At 51.5% G+C, this 17,863-nt stretch carries 16 protein-coding genes and 1 tRNA gene; 14 read left to right on the top strand and 3 right to left on the bottom strand.

Annotated features, from left to right (window positions below):
* Positions 1 to 3: 3 nt before the first annotated feature.
* On the bottom strand, positions 4 to 252 hold the full coding sequence (locus V7051_RS14565; protein ID WP_333876129.1) for a hypothetical protein: 249 nt from the start codon (positions 250 to 252) through the stop codon (positions 4 to 6).
* Positions 253 to 646: 394 nt separating this feature from the next.
* Here V7051_RS14565 and ndhC point away from each other — a divergent pair, with 394 nt between their 5' ends.
* From ndhC to V7051_RS14495, 14 genes are all read left to right on the top strand, one after another.
* Positions 647 to 1,063 carry an NADH-quinone oxidoreductase subunit A gene (gene ndhC, locus V7051_RS14560; RefSeq protein ID WP_333876128.1) on the top strand — a complete coding sequence of 139 codons (417 nt, stop codon included), beginning with the start codon at positions 647 to 649 and terminating at the stop codon, positions 1,061 to 1,063.
* A gap of 8 nt (positions 1,064 to 1,071) precedes the next feature.
* Entirely contained in the window at positions 1,072 to 1,710 is a 639-nt protein-coding gene (locus tag V7051_RS14555; protein WP_333876126.1) for a NuoB/complex I 20 kDa subunit family protein, read from the top strand.
* Between the two features lie 200 nt (positions 1,711 to 1,910).
* The gene (gene nuoC, locus V7051_RS14550; RefSeq protein WP_333876125.1) at positions 1,911 to 3,689 is read left to right on the top strand and encodes an NADH-quinone oxidoreductase subunit C/D; all 1,779 of its coding nucleotides are present in this window, start codon (positions 1,911 to 1,913) and stop codon (positions 3,687 to 3,689) included.
* Position 3,690: 1 nt separating this feature from the next.
* A complete protein-coding gene (gene nuoE, locus V7051_RS14545) occupies positions 3,691 to 4,170 on the top strand; it encodes an NADH-quinone oxidoreductase subunit NuoE (RefSeq protein WP_333876123.1) in 480 nt (159 codons plus the stop codon).
* A gap of 5 nt (positions 4,171 to 4,175) precedes the next feature.
* Entirely contained in the window at positions 4,176 to 5,456 is a 1,281-nt protein-coding gene (gene nuoF / locus V7051_RS14540; protein WP_442919664.1) for an NADH-quinone oxidoreductase subunit NuoF, read from the top strand.
* The gene (gene nuoG, locus V7051_RS14535; protein ID WP_333876121.1) at positions 5,456 to 8,140 is read left to right on the top strand and encodes an NADH-quinone oxidoreductase subunit NuoG; all 2,685 of its coding nucleotides are present in this window, start codon (positions 5,456 to 5,458) and stop codon (positions 8,138 to 8,140) included. Before nuoF ends, nuoG begins: the two co-directional genes overlap by 1 nt.
* A complete protein-coding gene (gene nuoH, locus V7051_RS14530; protein WP_333876119.1) occupies positions 8,137 to 9,093 on the top strand; it encodes an NADH-quinone oxidoreductase subunit NuoH in 957 nt (318 codons plus the stop codon). The genes nuoG and nuoH overlap by 4 nt, the downstream gene beginning before the upstream one ends.
* A 177-nt stretch (positions 9,094 to 9,270) precedes the next feature.
* Positions 9,271 to 9,786 carry an NADH-quinone oxidoreductase subunit NuoI gene (gene nuoI / locus V7051_RS14525; protein WP_333876118.1) on the top strand — a complete coding sequence of 172 codons (516 nt, stop codon included), beginning with the start codon at positions 9,271 to 9,273 and terminating at the stop codon, positions 9,784 to 9,786.
* 209 nt (positions 9,787 to 9,995) lie between these two features.
* Positions 9,996 to 10,517 carry an NADH-quinone oxidoreductase subunit J gene (gene nuoJ, locus V7051_RS14520; protein ID WP_442919729.1) on the top strand — a complete coding sequence of 174 codons (522 nt, stop codon included), beginning with the start codon at positions 9,996 to 9,998 and terminating at the stop codon, positions 10,515 to 10,517.
* Positions 10,514 to 10,822, top strand: coding sequence for an NADH-quinone oxidoreductase subunit NuoK (nuoK, locus tag V7051_RS14515; RefSeq protein ID WP_333876116.1), 309 nt, complete (start codon positions 10,514 to 10,516; stop codon positions 10,820 to 10,822). The genes nuoJ and nuoK overlap by 4 nt, the downstream gene beginning before the upstream one ends.
* A 248-nt stretch (positions 10,823 to 11,070) precedes the next feature.
* Entirely contained in the window at positions 11,071 to 12,900 is a 1,830-nt protein-coding gene (nuoL, locus tag V7051_RS14510; protein WP_333876114.1) for an NADH-quinone oxidoreductase subunit L, read from the top strand.
* The gene (gene nuoM, locus V7051_RS14505) at positions 12,897 to 14,369 is read left to right on the top strand and encodes an NADH-quinone oxidoreductase subunit M (RefSeq protein ID WP_333876112.1); all 1,473 of its coding nucleotides are present in this window, start codon (positions 12,897 to 12,899) and stop codon (positions 14,367 to 14,369) included. Before nuoL ends, nuoM begins: the two co-directional genes overlap by 4 nt.
* Positions 14,369 to 15,799 carry an NADH-quinone oxidoreductase subunit N gene (locus V7051_RS14500; protein ID WP_333876110.1) on the top strand — a complete coding sequence of 477 codons (1,431 nt, stop codon included), beginning with the start codon at positions 14,369 to 14,371 and terminating at the stop codon, positions 15,797 to 15,799. Before nuoM ends, V7051_RS14500 begins: the two co-directional genes overlap by 1 nt.
* Before the next feature lie 143 nt (positions 15,800 to 15,942).
* The gene (locus V7051_RS14495) at positions 15,943 to 16,392 is read left to right on the top strand and encodes a hypothetical protein (RefSeq protein WP_333876109.1); all 450 of its coding nucleotides are present in this window, start codon (positions 15,943 to 15,945) and stop codon (positions 16,390 to 16,392) included.
* 212 nt (positions 16,393 to 16,604) lie between these two features.
* On the opposite strand, the gene V7051_RS14490 is transcribed toward V7051_RS14495, so the two are convergent.
* Complete coding sequence (locus tag V7051_RS14490; protein ID WP_333876108.1) at positions 16,605 to 17,531, bottom strand: HD-GYP domain-containing protein; 927 nt, start codon at positions 17,529 to 17,531, stop codon at positions 16,605 to 16,607.
* A 226-nt stretch (positions 17,532 to 17,757) separates the two neighbouring features.
* Positions 17,758 to 17,834: transfer RNA gene (locus V7051_RS14485), tRNA-Met, on the bottom strand.
* Positions 17,835 to 17,863: the final 29 nt, after the last annotated feature.

The raw sequence follows: 17,863 nt of genomic DNA, 5'->3' as shown, positions 1-17,863 counted from the left end.
GCCTCAACGCCAGCCACGGCCGCCCCAACCACGGCCTCCCCATCGATGACCGCCCCAGCCATATCCTCCTCTCCAGCCACCGCCGTAAAAATGCGGCCTAAATCCGTAACTGCCGTAAAGTCCATAACCATATCCGTAGGGGGCATAATTATAAGAAATGCCGACATTATCGTAAGGCGTAGCATAAACGGCGCAACCATTCAGGTTGCACAGTATCCCTGCAAGGGCGATTGTTAACGCTAAACGTTTCATTGTTGGCTCTCCTCAGTCGGTTACACAACCTGTCTTTCGGAAATTCAGTCGGCTTGTTGCGCAGTGCTTATTTTTTAAGTGTCAGCCACGGTTCAATCCCGGAAGAAATTCAACAGCGAAATTAATCTCCTGCCGGCGGCACCTTATGCGCGAACGGGTCAATGAAAAATCGATTTTATAATTCCACAATAAAACAGCGCTATCAATACGTATAACTACGGGCCTTGTCATGCCCGGTTCATCGGCTTTCCGGCGATCTAATAGGCATTTCTACTGATTGCACAAATGACAGCTCTTCTCTAACCTGTAATCAAAAGCCGATCAGGCTGAAAACGCTCCTGTAGCAGGGTTCATATCTTTAATTTGTTTATAGATAAAATGAGGCCTCTCTGATATGCAGAACACCCAAACTATTCTCGCGACCAATCTGCTTCAATTGATCATCTATTTTGGAGCCGTAGTCGCTATTACCGGCGTCATGCTCGGCGGTGCTTATCTTCTGGGGCAGAGACATAGCGCCAAAAAATCGGACGAACCTTTTGAATCGGGCATCGTTGCAACCGGTGATGTTCATATTCATTTTTCTGTTCAGTTTTATTTACTGGCGATTTTTTTTGTGATTTTCGATATGGAAAGCGTATTCCTGTTTGCCTGGGCGGTGTCGTTGCAGGAAGCGGGCTGGTCCGGTTTTATCGAAGCGCTGGTGTTCATCAGCATATTACTCATTGCATTGATCTATTTGTGGCTTATAGGCGCTCTCGATTGGCGGACCCGCAGGCAGCGCATGGAATCATCCAACAGCAGATCATAGGAGAAACTATGCATTGGACACTAACCGAAGCGGACGCGGATCCCGCTCCACAATCCGGACGGCAAACTTATGAAGAAGCGATACAGCGCAATTTCCTGTTCGCCAAGCTTGAGGATATGGTCGCTTGGGGACAATCCAATTCCGTTTGGCCGTTTAACTTCGGTTTGTCTTGCTGCTATGTGGAGATGGCGACCGCATTCACCAGCCGTCATGACATTGCCCGTTTCGGTTCCGAAGTGATCAGGGGGTCGCCGCGCCAGGCGGACCTGATCGTCATTTCCGGCACGGTTTTTAGAAAAATGGCGCCAGTGATCAAGCGGCTTTACGATCAACTGCTGGAGCCGCGTTGGGTCATATCCATGGGTTCATGCGCCAACTCCGGAGGTATGTACGATATTTACAGCGTCGTGCAAGGGGTGGACAAGTTTTTGCCGGTGGACGTTTATGTGCCGGGCTGTCCGCCCCGGCCGGAGGCATTGCAGCAGGGATTGATACTGTTGCAGGAAGCGATTGGCAAAGAAAGGCGTCCGTTAAGTTGGGTGGTTGGCGATCAAACGGTGATCAAAGCCGCTAAGCCGAGCTATCGCGATTTACTGACCGAACAAAGAATGCAGGCCACGCAATTGAGAAGTCCGGACGAGATATAGCTTGATCAAGAAGAAAATGCATGGAGATACGTAGGGCTTGCCGTGCGCGCTCTAAACGGCAATTGACGGCAATTGACCCACGAAAATATCCAAAGGGATACCAAACTGAGTCATAGCAATTTCCCATCTTTCGTAGATAGGCTGATTTTTCCGTTCAAAGCCGGCTTTGAACTCCGAAATAACAGTATTGGAGAAATACATTGGACGGTAACGCCGACAACATCGTTGTTCCTTCTGAAGTTCCGCAGATCGTGCGTGAACTGACGGAACGAACAGGCATCAATGACCTTACCCGCCAGCCGACCCGTGACGGTATAACCACGCTTTGGGTTTCCCGGAAAAACCTGTGCGCTATCCTCCGCTATTTAAAAGTGCAGGCAGCTTCGCCGTATACATTGCTGTTCGACCTGACCGCCATCGACGAGCGTCAGCGTACGCGCCGCCAAGGGCTTCCCGACAGTGAGTTTACCGTCATCTATCATTTGCTGTCGTTCAACCGCAACGAAGATATCCGCGTCAAAGTTGCGTTGATCGAGGCCGACTTGTCGCTCCCGACGATCAGCGATCTCTGGCCGTCGGCCAATTGGTACGAGCGTGAAGTATGGGATATGTTCGGCATCGTTTTTGAAGGCCATCCGCATCTTCGGCGCATAATTATGCCGCCGACTTGGCAGGGGCATCCGTTGCGCAAGGATCATTATGCCCGCGCGACCGAAACGGAGCCCTTCAGTCTTTCCGACGAGCAGCAGGAAATCGAACAAAATGCTTTGCGTTTCGTGCCGGAGGATTGGGGCATGCGCCGGCACAGCAAAGACAGCGATTTCATGTTCCTGAATATGGGCCCCAATCATCCCAGTGTCCACGGCGTGTTTCGTATCGCATTGCAACTGGATGGCGAAGAGATTGTCGATGCGTTGCCCGATATCGGTTATCACCATCGCGGCGCCGAAAAAATGGGCGAACGCCAGTCCTGGCACACGTATATCCCCTATACGGATCGGGTCGAATATTTGGGCGGCTCGATGAACAACCTACCTTACGTACTTGCCGTGGAGCAGCTGGCCGGAATCGAAGTTCCGGAACGCGCCCAGGTCATTCGCGTGATGATCTGCGAACTCTACCGCCTTGCCAGCCATCTGTTGTTTTACGGCACTTATAGCCAGGATTTGGGACAGATGTCGTCGATTTTCTATATGTTTATCGATCGCGAAAAAGTGTTCGATATCCTGGAATCGATTAGCGGTGCGCGTATGCATGCCAGTTACTTCCGGATCGGCGGCGTGGTCATGGATTTGCCGAAAGGGTGGGATAAACGCATACGCGAATTTATCGACTATTTACCGGCCCGGCTGGATCAATATGACAAGCTGGTGCTGCAAAACAGCACGCTGAAACGCCGGACTCAGGGTGTCGGCGCGTATAACACTGCGGAAGCGATCGATTGGAGCGCGACCGGCCCAAACCTTCGAGCCACCGGATTAGCATGGGACTACCGCAAAGCGCGGCCTTACTCGGGCTACGAAAATTACGAATTTGACATACCGACCGGAAAGCACGGCGACTGTTACGACCGTTGCGTCGTGCGCGTAGAAGAGATGCGCCAGAGCCTTCGCATCATCAGGCAATGCCTGCAAAACATGCCTGAAGGGCCGTATAAGGCTAATCATCCGTTGACTACGCCGCCGCCCAAAGAGCGCACGTTGCATGATATTGAAACCCTGATCCAGCATTTTTTGAATGTGAGTTGGGGACCGGTGATTCCTTCCGGCGAGTGCTGCGTAACGGTCGAGGCCACCAAAGGTTTGAATGCGTACTACCTGACCAGCGATGGCGGTACCCAATCTTACCGCACCCGTATCCGAACCCCTTCTTTTGTGCATTTACAAATGATACCGATGATGTGCCGTGGAATGATGATTGCCGACCTGGTCGCGATATTAGCCAGTATCGATTTTGTGATGTCTGACGTGGACCGCTGAAATGAATGAGCAACGTTTTGAAGGTTTAAGTCTTGCTGAAATCGAGGAGATTAACGCCAAGATAAGCCATTACCCGGATAAGGCGGCGGTCTCTATCGAGGCGCTGAAAATCGTCCAGAAATACCGGCGCTGGGTGTCAGACGAATGTCTGGTTGCGGTCGCCGGGCTGCTGGAAATTTCGCCTGCGCAACTGGAAGGTGTAGCGACTTTTTATAACCTGATTTACCGGAAGCCCGTCGGTAAAACCGTCATTCATTATTGCGACAGCGTTACTTGTTGGATGCTGGGCAGCGACAGTATAGGAGAAAGTTTGTGTCGTCATCTGAACGTCAAGTTGGGTGAAATGTCTGCGGACGGCGAATACACCATATTACCTATTGTTTGCCTGGGGGCCTGCGACCATGCACCGGTCGCGATGGTTGGTACTGAGCTGAAACTCGACATGACCGAAGATGCCGTTAACAAGATTCTGGGAAGGTGAGGGCAATGGAAAAAATGAATAAGCCGTTGACTAAAAATATCAACCCGGATCGCGCCTTTGCGACGCTGGCCGATTACGAAAGCACCGGCGGCTATCAAGGACTGCGCAAGGCCGTCACCGAATTGCAACCGAAAGACGTGCAGCAATGGGTCAAGGATTCAGGATTGCGGGGGCGCGGCGGAGCGGGATTCGGTACTGGGCTTAAATGGAGCATGGTGCCGATGGATGCCGATGTGCCGCAAACGCGCTACCTGATCGCCAACGCCGATGAAATGGAGCCGGGAACGTTTAAGGACAGAATGCTGATGGAGCAAGATCCGCATCAGTTAATCGAAGGCATGATTATCGCGGCCTATGCGATTCAGTCCAACATCGCCTATATCTTCCTGCGCGGAGAATATCACCTTGCCGCGCAACGCCTTGAACATGCTTTGCAGGAAGCCAGGTCTAAAAACTATCTGGGCGAACATATTTTGAATTCCGATTTCAACCTGGAGATCGTTCTGCATACCAGCGCAGGGCGTTATATCTGCGGCGAAGAAACCGCGCTGCTCAATGCATTGGAAGGAAAGCGGGCCACGCCTCGCGCTAAGCCGCCTTATCCGCTGGTCAGCGGACTTTGGGGCAAGCCGACCGTGGTCAATAACGTCGAAACTTTCTGCAACGTACCGCATATTTTACATTACGGCGTCGAGTGGTATCTGGGCTTGGGGCGAGGCGAGGATAAAGGAACCAAGTTATTCGGAGCTAGCGGCCGGGTCAACTATCCCGGTTTATGGGAACTGCCGATGGGCATCCCGATCCGGGAAATCTTTGAGAAATATGCCGGTGGCATGCGTAGCGGCTACAAGCTACGCGGCTTTTTGCCCGGCGGTGCATCAACCGATTTCTTGTTGCCCGAGCATTTGGATGTGCTCATGGATTACGAGGCAGTCGCTAAAGCCGGTAGCCGCCTGGGTACTGGAACCCTCATCGTGCTCGACGACAAGACTTGCCCGGTAAAAATGGTGCTGAACCTGGAACAGTTTTTTGCCAAGGAATCCTGTGGCTGGTGTACGCCGTGCCGGGACGGTTTGCCGTGGACGGTCACCTTGCTGAAAGACATTATTGCAGGGAAAGGCCGCATCGAAGATCTTGATACCTTGACCGGATTAACCCGGATGCTGGGGCCCGGAAATACCTTTTGCGCGTTGGCTCCCGGCGCCGTGGAGCCGTTGCAAAGCGCGCTAAAATATTTTCGCGAAGATTTTGAACGCTATATCGTCGCCGATAAGGAGTCTGCGTAATGGCTCGCATCGAAATCGACGGCCGATCTTATGACGTTCAGGACGGCGACAACCTGTTGTCCGCTTGCTTGTCGCTGGGCCTTGATCTGCCTTATTTTTGCTGGCATCCGGCGTTGGGCTCGGCGGGTGCCTGTCGGCAATGCGCGATTATTCAGTACAAGGATGCCCAAGACAAGCGGGGAAAGTTGGTCATGGCCTGTATGACGCCGGTAGCCGATGCGATGCGTATATCGCTGGACGCCGAACACGCGCGGCAATTTCGCAGTGATAATATCGAGCTGCTGATGACCAATCATCCTCACGACTGTCCGGTCTGCGAAGAAGGCGGCGAATGCCACTTGCAGGATATGACGGTGATGAGCGGGCATACCGTTCGCCGTTACCGCGGCCTGAAACGAACCCATAACAACCAGGATCTCGGCCCGTTTATCAATCACGAAATGAACCGCTGCATTGCTTGCTACCGTTGCGTGCGTTTCTATGACGAGTATGCCGGAGGCAAGGATCTTCAAGTCTTGGGCATGCACAACAACGTTTATTTCGGCCGTTTTGAGGATGGCGCGCTGGAAAGCGAGTTCAGCGGTAACCTGGTCGAAGTTTGTCCGACCGGGGTTTTTACCGACAAAACGCTCAGCACTCATTATGTAAGAAAGTGGGATTTACAAAGCGCGCCATCGGTTTGCGTCCATTGCGGCCTGGGCTGCAATACCGCTCCCGGCGAGCGCTACGGAGAACTCAGGCGGGTTATCAACCGCTATAACAGCGAGATTAACGGCTATTTTCTTTGCGATAGAGGGCGTTTTGGTTACGCTTTTGTTAACAGCCACGAGCGCATCCGGAAGCCGAAACTCAAAGGCTATCCCGATCTCACTGTCGATACCGCCGAAAGTTATTGCCGCAATCTATTGAAAACCGCCAAACCACCGATAGGCATTGGTTCGCCTCGTGCTTCGCTGGAAGCCAATTTTGCATTGCGCACGCTGGTCGGCGAAGAAAACTTCTTTCTTGGCTTGGATAACACCGAACATGCCTTACTGAATGCGATTGTCGAGCTGATGCTTGACGGCGGTATCCATTCGCCTTCGTTGCGTGAAGTCGAACAAGCCGACGCGGTGTTGATTCTCGGCGAAGATGTGACTCACAGCGCCCCAAGGCTGGCGCTTTCATTGCGGCAGGCGGCGCGCACAGCATCATTTGGACTGGCCGGGACCCTGCATGTATTGCCCTGGCAGGATGCGGCGGTCAGGAATCTGGACGGGCAGGCCTTGACGCCGGTATTCATTGCAAGTGTTTGCGCAACACGCCTGAATGATGTGGCCACCGGCACTTATCAAGGCAGCCCGGAACACATTGCCCGTCTTGGCTTTGCGATCGCTCATGCTCTGGATCAGTCGGCTCCCGCGCCTGAGGCCTTAAGCGATAACGAGCAATCGTTGGCAGCAAGCATCGCCGACAGCCTGAAACAGGCAAAACGCCCGTTGATCGTGTCGGGAACAGGTTGCTCCAGCCTTGCCGTTATTCAGGCGGCCTACAACGTCGCCAAGGCGCTGCCGTCAATAAACAAACAGCTGACTTTTACTGTTCCGGAATGCAACAGTCTCGGCTTGGCAATGATCGGCGGAAAGCCTTTAGCGCAAGCTTTCGAACGCGTCGGCAACGGTTTGGCTGACAGCATGGTGATTCTTGAGAACGATCTTTACCGGCGTGCGCCGAGCCGAAAGGTGGACTTGTTTTTGCAGCTTGCCGATCATGTCGTGGTTATCGATAGCCTGGAAAATAAAACCACAGGACACGCCGAACTGGTGCTGCCGGCGTCGACTTTCGCCGAATCCGAAGGCACTCTGGTCAATAACGAAGGGCGGGCTCAGCGTTATTTTCCGGTTTACCCGGCAACAGAGTCTGTGCGCGGCAGCTGGCAGTGGCTGACGCGCATGATCGAAGATTGCCAATGGCCGCATCACGATGCGCTTACCGCCGCTTGCGCAAGCGCATTTCCCTCTCTTGCCGATATTATCCAGGCCGCACCGGGAGCGGATTACACGGTCAAAGGCAGCAAGATACCCCGGCAACCCCACCGCTACAGCGGCCGTACCGCGATGCATTACGACGTCAGCGAACCCCGCCAACCGCATGATACGGAAACGCCGTTCGCTTTTTCGATGGAAGGCAATAGCGCACAAGTTCCACCGGCTTTATTGCCGGTCATTTGGGCGCCGGGCTGGAATTCCAATCAGGCGATCAACAAATTCCAGCAACAAACCGGCGGTTCTTTGCAGGATGGCGACGGCGGGGTGCGATTGATTGAAGCAGCCGGTAGCCTGCCTTGGTTCAGCGACATTCCGACCGGATTTATACCAACACCGGGCCGATGGCGAATCATAGCGTTGCCGCATATTTTCGGCAGCGAGGAGTTAAGCCTGCATTCGCCGCCTGTGCTCGAACGATTGCCGCCTTTTTGCGTCTTGCTGAATCCTTTGGATAGTGAGGCATTGGGAGTCGATACCGGCGAGCAAGTGGAAATCAGCAATCTCGCAGGAACCCCGCTTATGACAGTTCCGGTACAGATCGAGCCGACATTGCCCAGCGGCCTATTGGCAATAACAGCGGGATTCCCTAGATTCCAGTCGATGAAAAGCCAGGCTGAGGTCACGGTAAAAAAAGTGAATCAGGAGGATCTGCTATGAATGAAGGCCTGGGCGATGCAGCCGACATCATCGGTATTTTAGTGTCTATGATTTTCGTTGCAGCTATGCTGGTTTGGGTCGAACGACGCCTGTTGGCAGTCTGGCAGGATAGGCTGGGCCCCAACCGGGTCGGGCCGTTCGGCTTAATGCAGGTGGCCGCGGACATGATCAAGATGATTTTCAAGGAGGACTGGATACCGCCTTTTGCCGACAAGCCGGTATTCGTACTGGCGCCGACTATCGTATTCATTACCATGCTGACCGGTTTTGCCGTGATTCCTTTTGCGCCGGGCGTCGGCATCATCGATTTTAATTTCGGACTGCTTTATTTTTTGGCGCTGTCCTCGCTGTCCGTCTACAGCGTCGTGCTGGCGGGTTATGCGTCCGGCAACAAATACTCGCTGCTCGGCGGCCTTCGCGCTGCGGCGCAGACAGTCAGCTACGAGGTATTCATGGGGATTTCCGTGATGGGCGTGGTGATGCTGGCCGGTACGTTCAACTTAAGGGAAATTGTCGAAGCCCAACGCGACGGCTGGTTCATTATTCCTCAGTTTTTCGGTTTTATTATTTTCCTGATTGCGGTCGTCGCGGAAAGCCGCCGGACGCCGCTTGACCTACCGGAAGCAGAGCAAGAGCTGGTGGCAGGCTTTCATACCGAATATTCAGGCATGAAATTCGGCATGTTCTTCGTCGGCGAGTATCTGTCCATTACGCTCAGCTCGGCGATGATTGTGACGCTTTTTTTCGGCGGCTGGTTGGGGCCCTGGTTGCCGCCGCTGCTGTGGTTTGGCCTGAAAACCGCTGTCGGCATCATGTTCTTTATTTTGTTGAGGGGTTCGTTGCCGCGGCCTCGCTACGACCAATTGATGGCCTTCGGCTGGAAAGTGCTGCTGCCGGCGGCGTTGTTGAATTTGCTGGTGACTGGCGGTGTCGTCTTGTCATTGCAAGGTTAAGGCGATGTCAGGTTTATTCACTACGAAGACACGAAGTTTATGTTTCGCACTAGTTCCCAAGCTCCAGCTTGGGAATTCAGTACCGGAAGCTCCAGCTTCCCGTTTCGCGAAGCTGGAGCTTCGCCCTCTGGGTTCCCAAGCTGGAACTTGGGAACCAGCGCAAAAAGGGATAAAACGATGCTAAGTCAACTGCGATCATTATGGGAAGTTTTTAAGCATACGTTCGTCAAACCGGATACGGTCGAATACCCGGAACAGAAACCGGCGTTGTTTCCCCGCTACCGGGGGCGCATTGTGCTGACCCGCGATCCTGACGGCGAGGAGCGCTGTGTCGCCTGCAATTTATGCGCGGTAGCTTGCCCTGTGGATTGCATTGCTTTGCAGAAAACAGAGGACGAGGACGGCCGCTGGTATCCAGAGTTTTTCCGTATCAATTTTTCCCGCTGCATTATGTGCGGATTTTGCGAGGAAGCCTGTCCGACCAATGCGATTCAACTAACGCCTGATTTCGAAATGTGCGAATACGACCGGCAGAGCATGGTTTACGAAAAGCAGCATTTGTTGATTGATGGCACCGGAAAATATCACGATTACAATTTTTACCGTGTTGCCGGTATGACCGTCTTCGGTAAAGCCAAGGGGCAGGCCGAAAACGAAGCGCCGCCGGTTGATGTGAAAACCTTGTTACCTTGATGTGAAGAGCTTTTATCGTTCCCACGCCGGAGAGACTGTGAAAGTATTTTTGAAAATATGACGCATACTATTTTAGTGACTTCTAAGTCATTGTTTTATTCATGTGGGAGGGGCTTTAGCCCCGACTTTCGGGGCTAAAGCCCCTCCCACATGAATACTTTCACAGTCTCCGGAGTGTGGGAACTATTAATTATCCTGATCGGGAGGTCATGATGGCGTTGATTTTGTTTTACATCACTTCCGCCGTTGCGGTTTTCGCTACGACGATGATGATCACCCGGCTCAATGCGGTACATGGTTTGCTGTACCTGATTTTGTCCCTGCTCGCCGTTGGTGTGCTGTTCTTTCTGTTAGGGGCGCATTTTGCCGCCGTACTGGAAGTGATTATTTACGCCGGGGCGATTATGGTTTTGTTTGTTTTCGTGATCATGATGCTCAATCAAGGCCAAGAGACTATTGAGCAGGAACGTGCTTGGCTGGAACCGGGCATCTGGGTTGGGCCATCGCTGTTGGCTTTGATTCTGTTAATCGAAATGCTGGTCATCGTCGTGTCCGGCGGTGATGCCGAAACCGGTTACATCGTAAGCGCCAAGCAAGTGGGCATTGTATTGTACGGCCCTTATCTGTTGGCCGTGGAACTGGCTTCGATACTGCTGCTTGCCGGGCTGGTCGGCGCTTATCACGTGGCAAAACCGATACTCAATGCGGCAAATTCGGGGAGAAAATCATGAACGGAATTCCGATGGAGCATGGCTTGTTGCTGTCAGCAGTGCTGTTTGTGTTGGGGCTGATCGGGGTGTTGGTGCGGCGTAACCTGATTATGATTTTGATGTCGATGGAAGTCATGTTCAACGCTACCGGCTTGGCTTTTATTGTGGCGGGGTCTCGTTGGGGGCAGGCGGACGGGCAAATCATGTTCCTGCTGATATTAACGCTGGCTGCGGCTGAAGTGGGGGTCGGTTTGGGATTGGTGCTGCAAGTTTTCCGCCGTTTCCAAACGCTGGATGCGGATTCGCTGAATCAGATGAAAGGGTAGGGGATGACAATGATCGAATTGCCGGTATCTGTGCTGTTGTTTTTGTTCTTTCTCGTTCCCATGCGGCCCGTCACTGCCATTAAGTTAAGCAGATTGACACTCCGTAGGAGCGGGCCATGCCCGCGACATTTGGACAGCGATTGCAGGCTTTTAGCTCTTTCATCGCGGGCACGGCCCGCTCCTACAATACTTAGCTTAATGGCAGTGGCGCAGCGCGTGGGAACGAGGAGCGAGGATAGGCGATGGACATGATCGAACTGCTAAGCTGGATACCGTTATCTCCATTTCTGGGGTTTTTAATTCTGGTACTGGCAGGCGAATGGCTTCCCAGGCCAGTGATTGCCTGGGTCGGAGTTGGTACCGTGGCGGTTTCGGCGGTGTTGGTTGCCCTGGTCGGAGCAGAATTCCTGAACGGAACGATGGAACCTGACCGCACGGTATTAGGATACTGGATGGAAATCGGCGAGCTGTCGATACCTATCGGTTTTTATCTCGACGCGTTGTCGGTCACGATGTTGTTTGTCGTTACCGGCGTCGGCTTTTTAATTCATCTGTATTCTGCCGGATTTATGGCGGACGATCCCGGCTATGCGCGCTTTTTCGCCTATATGAACCTGTTTGTGTCCGCGATGTTGGTGTTGGTGCTGGCGGATAATCTGCTGTTGCTTTTTCTGGGCTGGGAAGGCGTCGGGCTGGGCAGCTATCTGCTGATCGGCTTCTGGTATGAAGACCCGAACAACGGCTATGCCGCACGCAAGGCATTCGTGATGACACGGATAGGGGACACGGCTTTATTGATTGGATTGTTTTTATTGTTTACAGAGCTGCATACGTTTGATATTCAGCAGCTGATGCTGCGTGCAACGAGCCAGTGGCTTCCGGGCGCGCTGTTGCCAGTAGTCGCCGCGGCCTTGCTGCTGGGTGGAGCGCTCGGTAAATCCGCGCAATTGCCGCTGCAATCCTGGCTGCCCGACGCTATGGCAGGTCCTACGCCGGTTAGCGCGTTGATTCATGCCGCCACGATGGTCACTGCGGGCGTTTACCTGATTGCCAGAACGAATGCTTTGTTCATGATGGCGCCGTCGGTTCAGTTCGCGGTTGCAGTGATCGGGACGGTCACCTTATTGATGGCGGGTTGCTCCGCGCTGGCCCAGACCGACATCAAGCGCATTCTGGCTTATTCAACCATCAGCCAGATCGGTTATATGTTTCTTGCGTTAGGCGTCGGCGCTTGGTCGTCGGCGATTTTTCACCTGCTGACTCATGCTTTTTTTAAAGCGTTATTATTCCTCGCCGCAGGTGCGGTTATTTTCTGTTTTCATCACGAGCACAATATTTTCAAGATGGGCGGATTGCGTAGAACCATGCCTCTGGCTTTTTTGAGTTTTTTGATCGGCAGCGCCGCTTTATCCGCATTGCCTTTTACTTCCGGTTTTTACAGCAAACACGAGATTTTGTCGTCAGTTTACAGCGTCTCTCCGGGTTTATGGGCGGCCGGTTGCCTGGGCGCAATAATCACCGGCCTCTACAGCTTTCGTCTGGTTTTCGTGGTATTTTTCGGCGTTCAATCTCAAGCCGTTGAAAAGCGGCTTGGTTGGCGTTTGAGCCTGCCGCTGGTCTTGCTGAGTGCGTTGGCCCTGTTTGGCGGTATGTTGAGAATCTCCCTGGATTCTGTATTTCCGGCTTTGCTGAATCCCGATCACGGTTTCAGTCTTGTGTCCGTCATTACCGTTGCGTCGCCTTTTGTCGGTTTGCTGATAGCGATGCTGTTTTATCTTGACGACGGCTATTCTGTTCAGCGTCTCGTCGGCCCCGGCCAAGCAAACCGAATACGGATAGTCTGTTTTAACGGCTGGGGCATTGATGCGTTGTATGACACCTTAGTGCTACGGCCCTTTAAAACCATCGCCAAACTGAATAAAAACGATGTGGTGGATCGCATCTACACAACGATAGTCTCGCTCAGCCGGGGAGGGCACTTGATGTCCAGCGCGTTACAGACCGGGACTATCCGTGGCTACATCTCATCGATAGCATTCGGCACTGTGGTCATTATCGCTATAGGATGGCTGTCATGATATTGCTTGTGCTGATCTGCGTTTTGCTGCTGGGAGGATTTGCCGCCTGGTTGTCGGCGCGCTGGAGTCCGGGCGCGCCGCGTTGGCTTGCAGTCATTGTCCTTATCGTTGAGGCCCTGTTGCTGATAGTGCCGTATTCGGTGGCGGAACAGTCGAACGGTTTTCCATCCACTTGGTTCGGCGATTTTTATGCGCCGTGGATTCCTCGTTTTGGTATCCATTTTCATTTGGCGATGGATGGCCTGAGCCTGCTTTTAATAACGCTGACGGTGTTACTTGGGTTTATGGCGGTCAGCAGTTCCTGGACCGAAATCACGAATCGTCAGGGCTTTTTTTTCTTTAATCTGCTGGCGTGTCTGGCCGGAACCGTCGGTGTATTTCTCGCGCTCGACCTGTTCCTGTTTTTTTTCTTCTGGGAATTGATGATCATCCCGATGTATTTTCTGATCAGTATCTGGGGTCATGAAAGCCGGACGTATGCGGCAGTCAAGTTTTTCATTTTCACGCAGGTGAGCAGTCTGTTGATGTTGCTGGCAATCGTGTCGTTGGTGCTGATTCACCATAACAATAGCGGTATCTATAGTTTCGATTATTTTGACTTGCTTAATATTGCGCTTAACCCCGATGCCGCATTCTGGCTGATGCTGGGCTTTTTTATCGCGTTTACGGTCAAGCTGCCTGCGGTGCCTTTTCATACCTGGTTACCGGACGCGCATACCCAGGCGCCAACCGGAGGCAGCGTGATCCTGGCCGGGGTCATGCTTAAGACCGGCGCTTACGGCCTGCTGCGCTTTGTCATACCGTTGTTTCCGGAAGCGGCGCATCAATTTGCGCCGGTTGCGATGACCTTGGGAGCGGTCAGCGTACTTTATGCGGCGGCCATGGCTTTTGCCCAGTCCGACCTGAAACGGCTGATTGCTTATACCAGCGTCAGCCACATGGGCTTTATCCTGTTGGGGATCTTTTCGTGGAATTTGCTCGCGTTACAAGGTTCGGTCATCACGATGCTGGCTCACGGTATTAGCGCGTCGGCATTGTTTATGATTGCCGGGGCTTTGCAAGAACGCCTGCATACCCGTGAAATGGAAAACATGGGCGGACTCTGGCCGGTATTGCCCAAGCTGTCGGCATTGACGCTATTGTTTGCGTTGGCTTCGCTGGGTCTTCCAGGATTGGGCAACTTCATTGGCGAATTTCTGGTATTGCAGGGAGCTTTCAGCGTCAATATGTTGTTGACTTCGGTGACCACCTTGGTGCTGATTTTGGCGCCGGTTTATGCGCTTTGCATGATGCAAAAAACTTTTTACGGTCCGCGTTATCAACATTCTGCTTTGGCCGATTTCAATCGGCGCGAATGGCTATCGTTGGGCTTGCTGGTGCTCGCCACTGCCTGGCTTGGTTTGAGTCCTCAAGCCGTATTGAATGTCTCGGCTCCGGCAATGCAAAGTTCTATTGAGATGGAGCGCTGATGAATATTAACCAGCTTTTCGCGCTTGCGCCTATCATCACGCTTGCCGGAACTGCAATAGCGATAATGCTCGGCATTGCTATCAGGCGGAATTTTGTGTCGTCCTGCGCCATTGCCGCGATCGGAATCGTTATATCACTGGCCGCGTTGGGTCTTGTCTGGCGTCAAATTCCGGTTCAGGCCACTGTATTGATGCTGATGGATGCTTATGCCCTGTTCTATATGGCGCTGTTGCTGTCGGCGGGTTTGGCGGTGCTGGGGCTTTGTTACGACTATTTCAAAGCGCGTGAAGGAGAAAACGAAGAACTCCCGTTGCTGCTGCTGACCGCGCTGCTGGGCGCTTCAGTGCTGGTCTGCAGCAGTCATTTTGCAAGCTTTTTTGTCGGTCTTGAAATACTCAGTATTTCCCTGTTTGTGCTGATCGGCTATCCGCTTAATCAGGCACGGCCGTTGGAGGCAGCGATTAAATACCTGGTCTTGTCCGGCGTGTCTTCGGCTTTCCTGCTGATGGGCATGGCGTTGATCTATGCGCAATGCGGCGAACTTTCATTCAGCGGCATCGGGGGGTATATGACAAGTCGGCAGGATATGAACGCGATGGTTTTGAGCGGAATACTCCTGATCGTGGCCGGGCTGGGTTTTAAGCTCTCCCTGGTGCCTTTCCATTTGTGGACGCCTGATGTCTATGAGGGCGCGCCCGCGCCGATCACCGCATTTATCGCGACAGTTTCCAAAGGTGCTGTTTTCGCTCTGTTGCTGAGGTTTTTTATCAGCACCTATAGCTATGATTACGCGCCGTTACTAAATGTTTTCGGTGTTATTGCCGGTTTATCCATACTGGGCGGTAACCTGCTGGCGCTGCTGCAAAATAATGTTAAGCGTTTGCTGGCTTATTCGTCTATCGCTCATATGGGGTATCTGTTGGTTGCATTCGTTGCAGGCGGCAGCATTTCTTCGGTATTGGTCGTTGAGTCGGTTTCTTTTTATCTGCTGGCTTATTTCATTACTACGATTGGCGCTTTCGGGGTTGTTTCGGTGCTTTCAACGCCGGAAACGGAAGCGGATGATCTGTCTTTTTATCGCGGGCTGTTTTGGCGAAGACCGTGGCTGGCGGCGATTTTTACGCTGATGCTGATTTCGCTGGCGGGTATTCCGCTGACTGCCGGTTTCATCGGCAAATTCTATATTTTTACCAGCGCAGCTGAGGGCCGGTTATGGGGATTGCTGGTCGCGGTTATTGTCGGGAGCGGCCTGGGGCTTTATTACTACTTGAGAATTATCGTTGTGATGTCGACGAATGTCGAAGCTACAGGGATTAAACCCGCACAAGATTGGATTTCCAATGCCATACTCGCTGTTTTAACGATGCTGTTGGTCTGGCTTGGTGTTTATCCGAGCCTGCTGGTCAATGTGATTCAATCGGTATCCTAATGGATGGAAGCCGATCGTCATAATTTTCAATCAAGACGGCTTAAATTATTATAAAATAACTGTCGACTTCTTCCGTATTTTGCCATTAACGCCTCATCATTGCGGTTTTTTTGGTGCCGGTATTTAAATAAAAAAGGAACAATATGAAAAAAACAACAATGATTACTGCATTAACTACGGTGTTATTACTTGCCGGATGTGCATGTGTAAGCACCGAATACAAGGCGTTTCAGGGAGTGCGGGAAGGGATAATAGACGGTAAGGGCGGATCTAAGGTCGTTGTTGACGGCATGGAGATTTGGGATAGCGGTGAACCCCCGCGTAAATTCAAGATAATGGGTTTTATTGATGATAATCGTGGAGCCGGCTGGATGTATACGCACGCTACGTCGTCTGTTCGTGACGATATAGTGGAAAAGGCTCGTGAGGCAGGTGGCGACGCTGTGATTAAAATGAACACTCAGTCTCAGCTGGCGGAATTTTACAAGGCAGGCGGCGCATCGGTTAACGTTTATGGCAGTTACCCCAGCACCGTTTACGGTTCATCCGAAAGAAGTTTGTCAAAATATGCGGTTATTAAGTATTTGAAATAAAAGCCGAAGCTGCTTGCATCTTAAGGACAATGCGGCTGGTTTAAAACCGATGTGACAAAAAAGCCGGGTAATACCGGCTTTTTTGTGCCTAAAATTCAGGCAAGTGATCAAGCTTAAAATGGCGGCGATAGGTGGATTTCAATATCCGGCAGGTTCAGATGTCAATTAAAACAACCCGCGATAATCCGATCGGCTATAACCTGATCCGGCGATTATAGGAAAATTTTGATGATGGGATTTTTACCGTTGGTTTTTGTTAATAGAGTGACGTTGTCAATGATCGATTGATCCACAATACAATGTCTAATATAAGGCTCGCTGCCGAAATGAATGCTATCCACTTTCATACCGAGTTTCAGTTGGGGCAATGAAATTTCAACAATTGTGGAAGCATGGAGTTTATTATTCTTGGTATTAAGCAAGAGGCCTTTTCTCCATTTTTCTGTAGCGACAGCCAGTAATTTCGATTTGACCAGTGCATCCTTGAGTTCTTCAACGGTTGCACCTTTGAGTACATTAATGAAAACGTCCACAACATCAGGGTCATAGTTGCTTCCTTTGCGAATTATTAACTGGCTGAGTGCGGCGTCGACAAACATCTCTTTACCTGTCATTGAACCGTCCAGATAAAAAATATAATCACTGACCACGCTGAGAATACGGGATCCCAACGGAATGGCCTGTTCAACCAATCCGTCGGGAAAGCCGTCGCCGTTATAGTGTTCGTATTGATTCCGGATTAAAGTGGTCGCTCCTTTAAATTGCTTCAATCCATGCAATAAAATCTCTCCTTCTATCGCATGCCCTAAATAGCGATATTTGTCGACGGTAGACATTGAATAAAAAGGCTTATTCAGCAATTTATCCGGCAAAGTTATCTTGCCGAGTTGTATCAGTAACCCGGCATAGAGAAGATCTCCTTTTTCTTCCGCACCCATATCCAAGCCACCTGCAATCAGCAAGGCTTTTTCAGCGATGTATTTTGATTTTCCGCTTTTAATGTTCGGATGCGATTCAATAATACGCGAGAGTTTTTTGACGAACTCAATATCCAGTTTTTTTAGGCTCGAGTCTGCCGGGTCAAGATGTTGCGTAGTATTTTTGAACTGTTCGATATATTTTTTGACGGGATCTACCATTTGTTATGTACTTTTAAAGGGCATTCAAACAAACAACATAAGATGTAACCAAATCCGGTGAAAGCCATAAATCACCGATGATAGGGATAACTCTAATCATCCATTCTATACTTATACATGGAATAGTTGGCGGGTGGTGCGACTTTTTTAGAAGTTAGCCAATTGCGCCATTTTTATTTCAGGCATAAAAAAAGACCTTGGAAATATCCCAAAGTCTTGATTTATTTGGTGGCGATAGGTGGACTTGAACCACCGACCCCGGGGTTATGAATCCCGTGCTCTAACCAGCTGAGCTACATCGCCATTTGGGCAGGTCTTTTGAAGAGCTGGAA

The sequence above is a fragment of the Methylobacter sp. genome, from assembly GCF_036845245.1.
Lineage (GTDB): Bacteria > Pseudomonadota > Gammaproteobacteria > Methylococcales > Methylomonadaceae > Methylobacter_A.
Note: the sequence above shows the minus strand (reverse complement) of the source record. Positions and strands in the feature narration are given on the sequence as shown.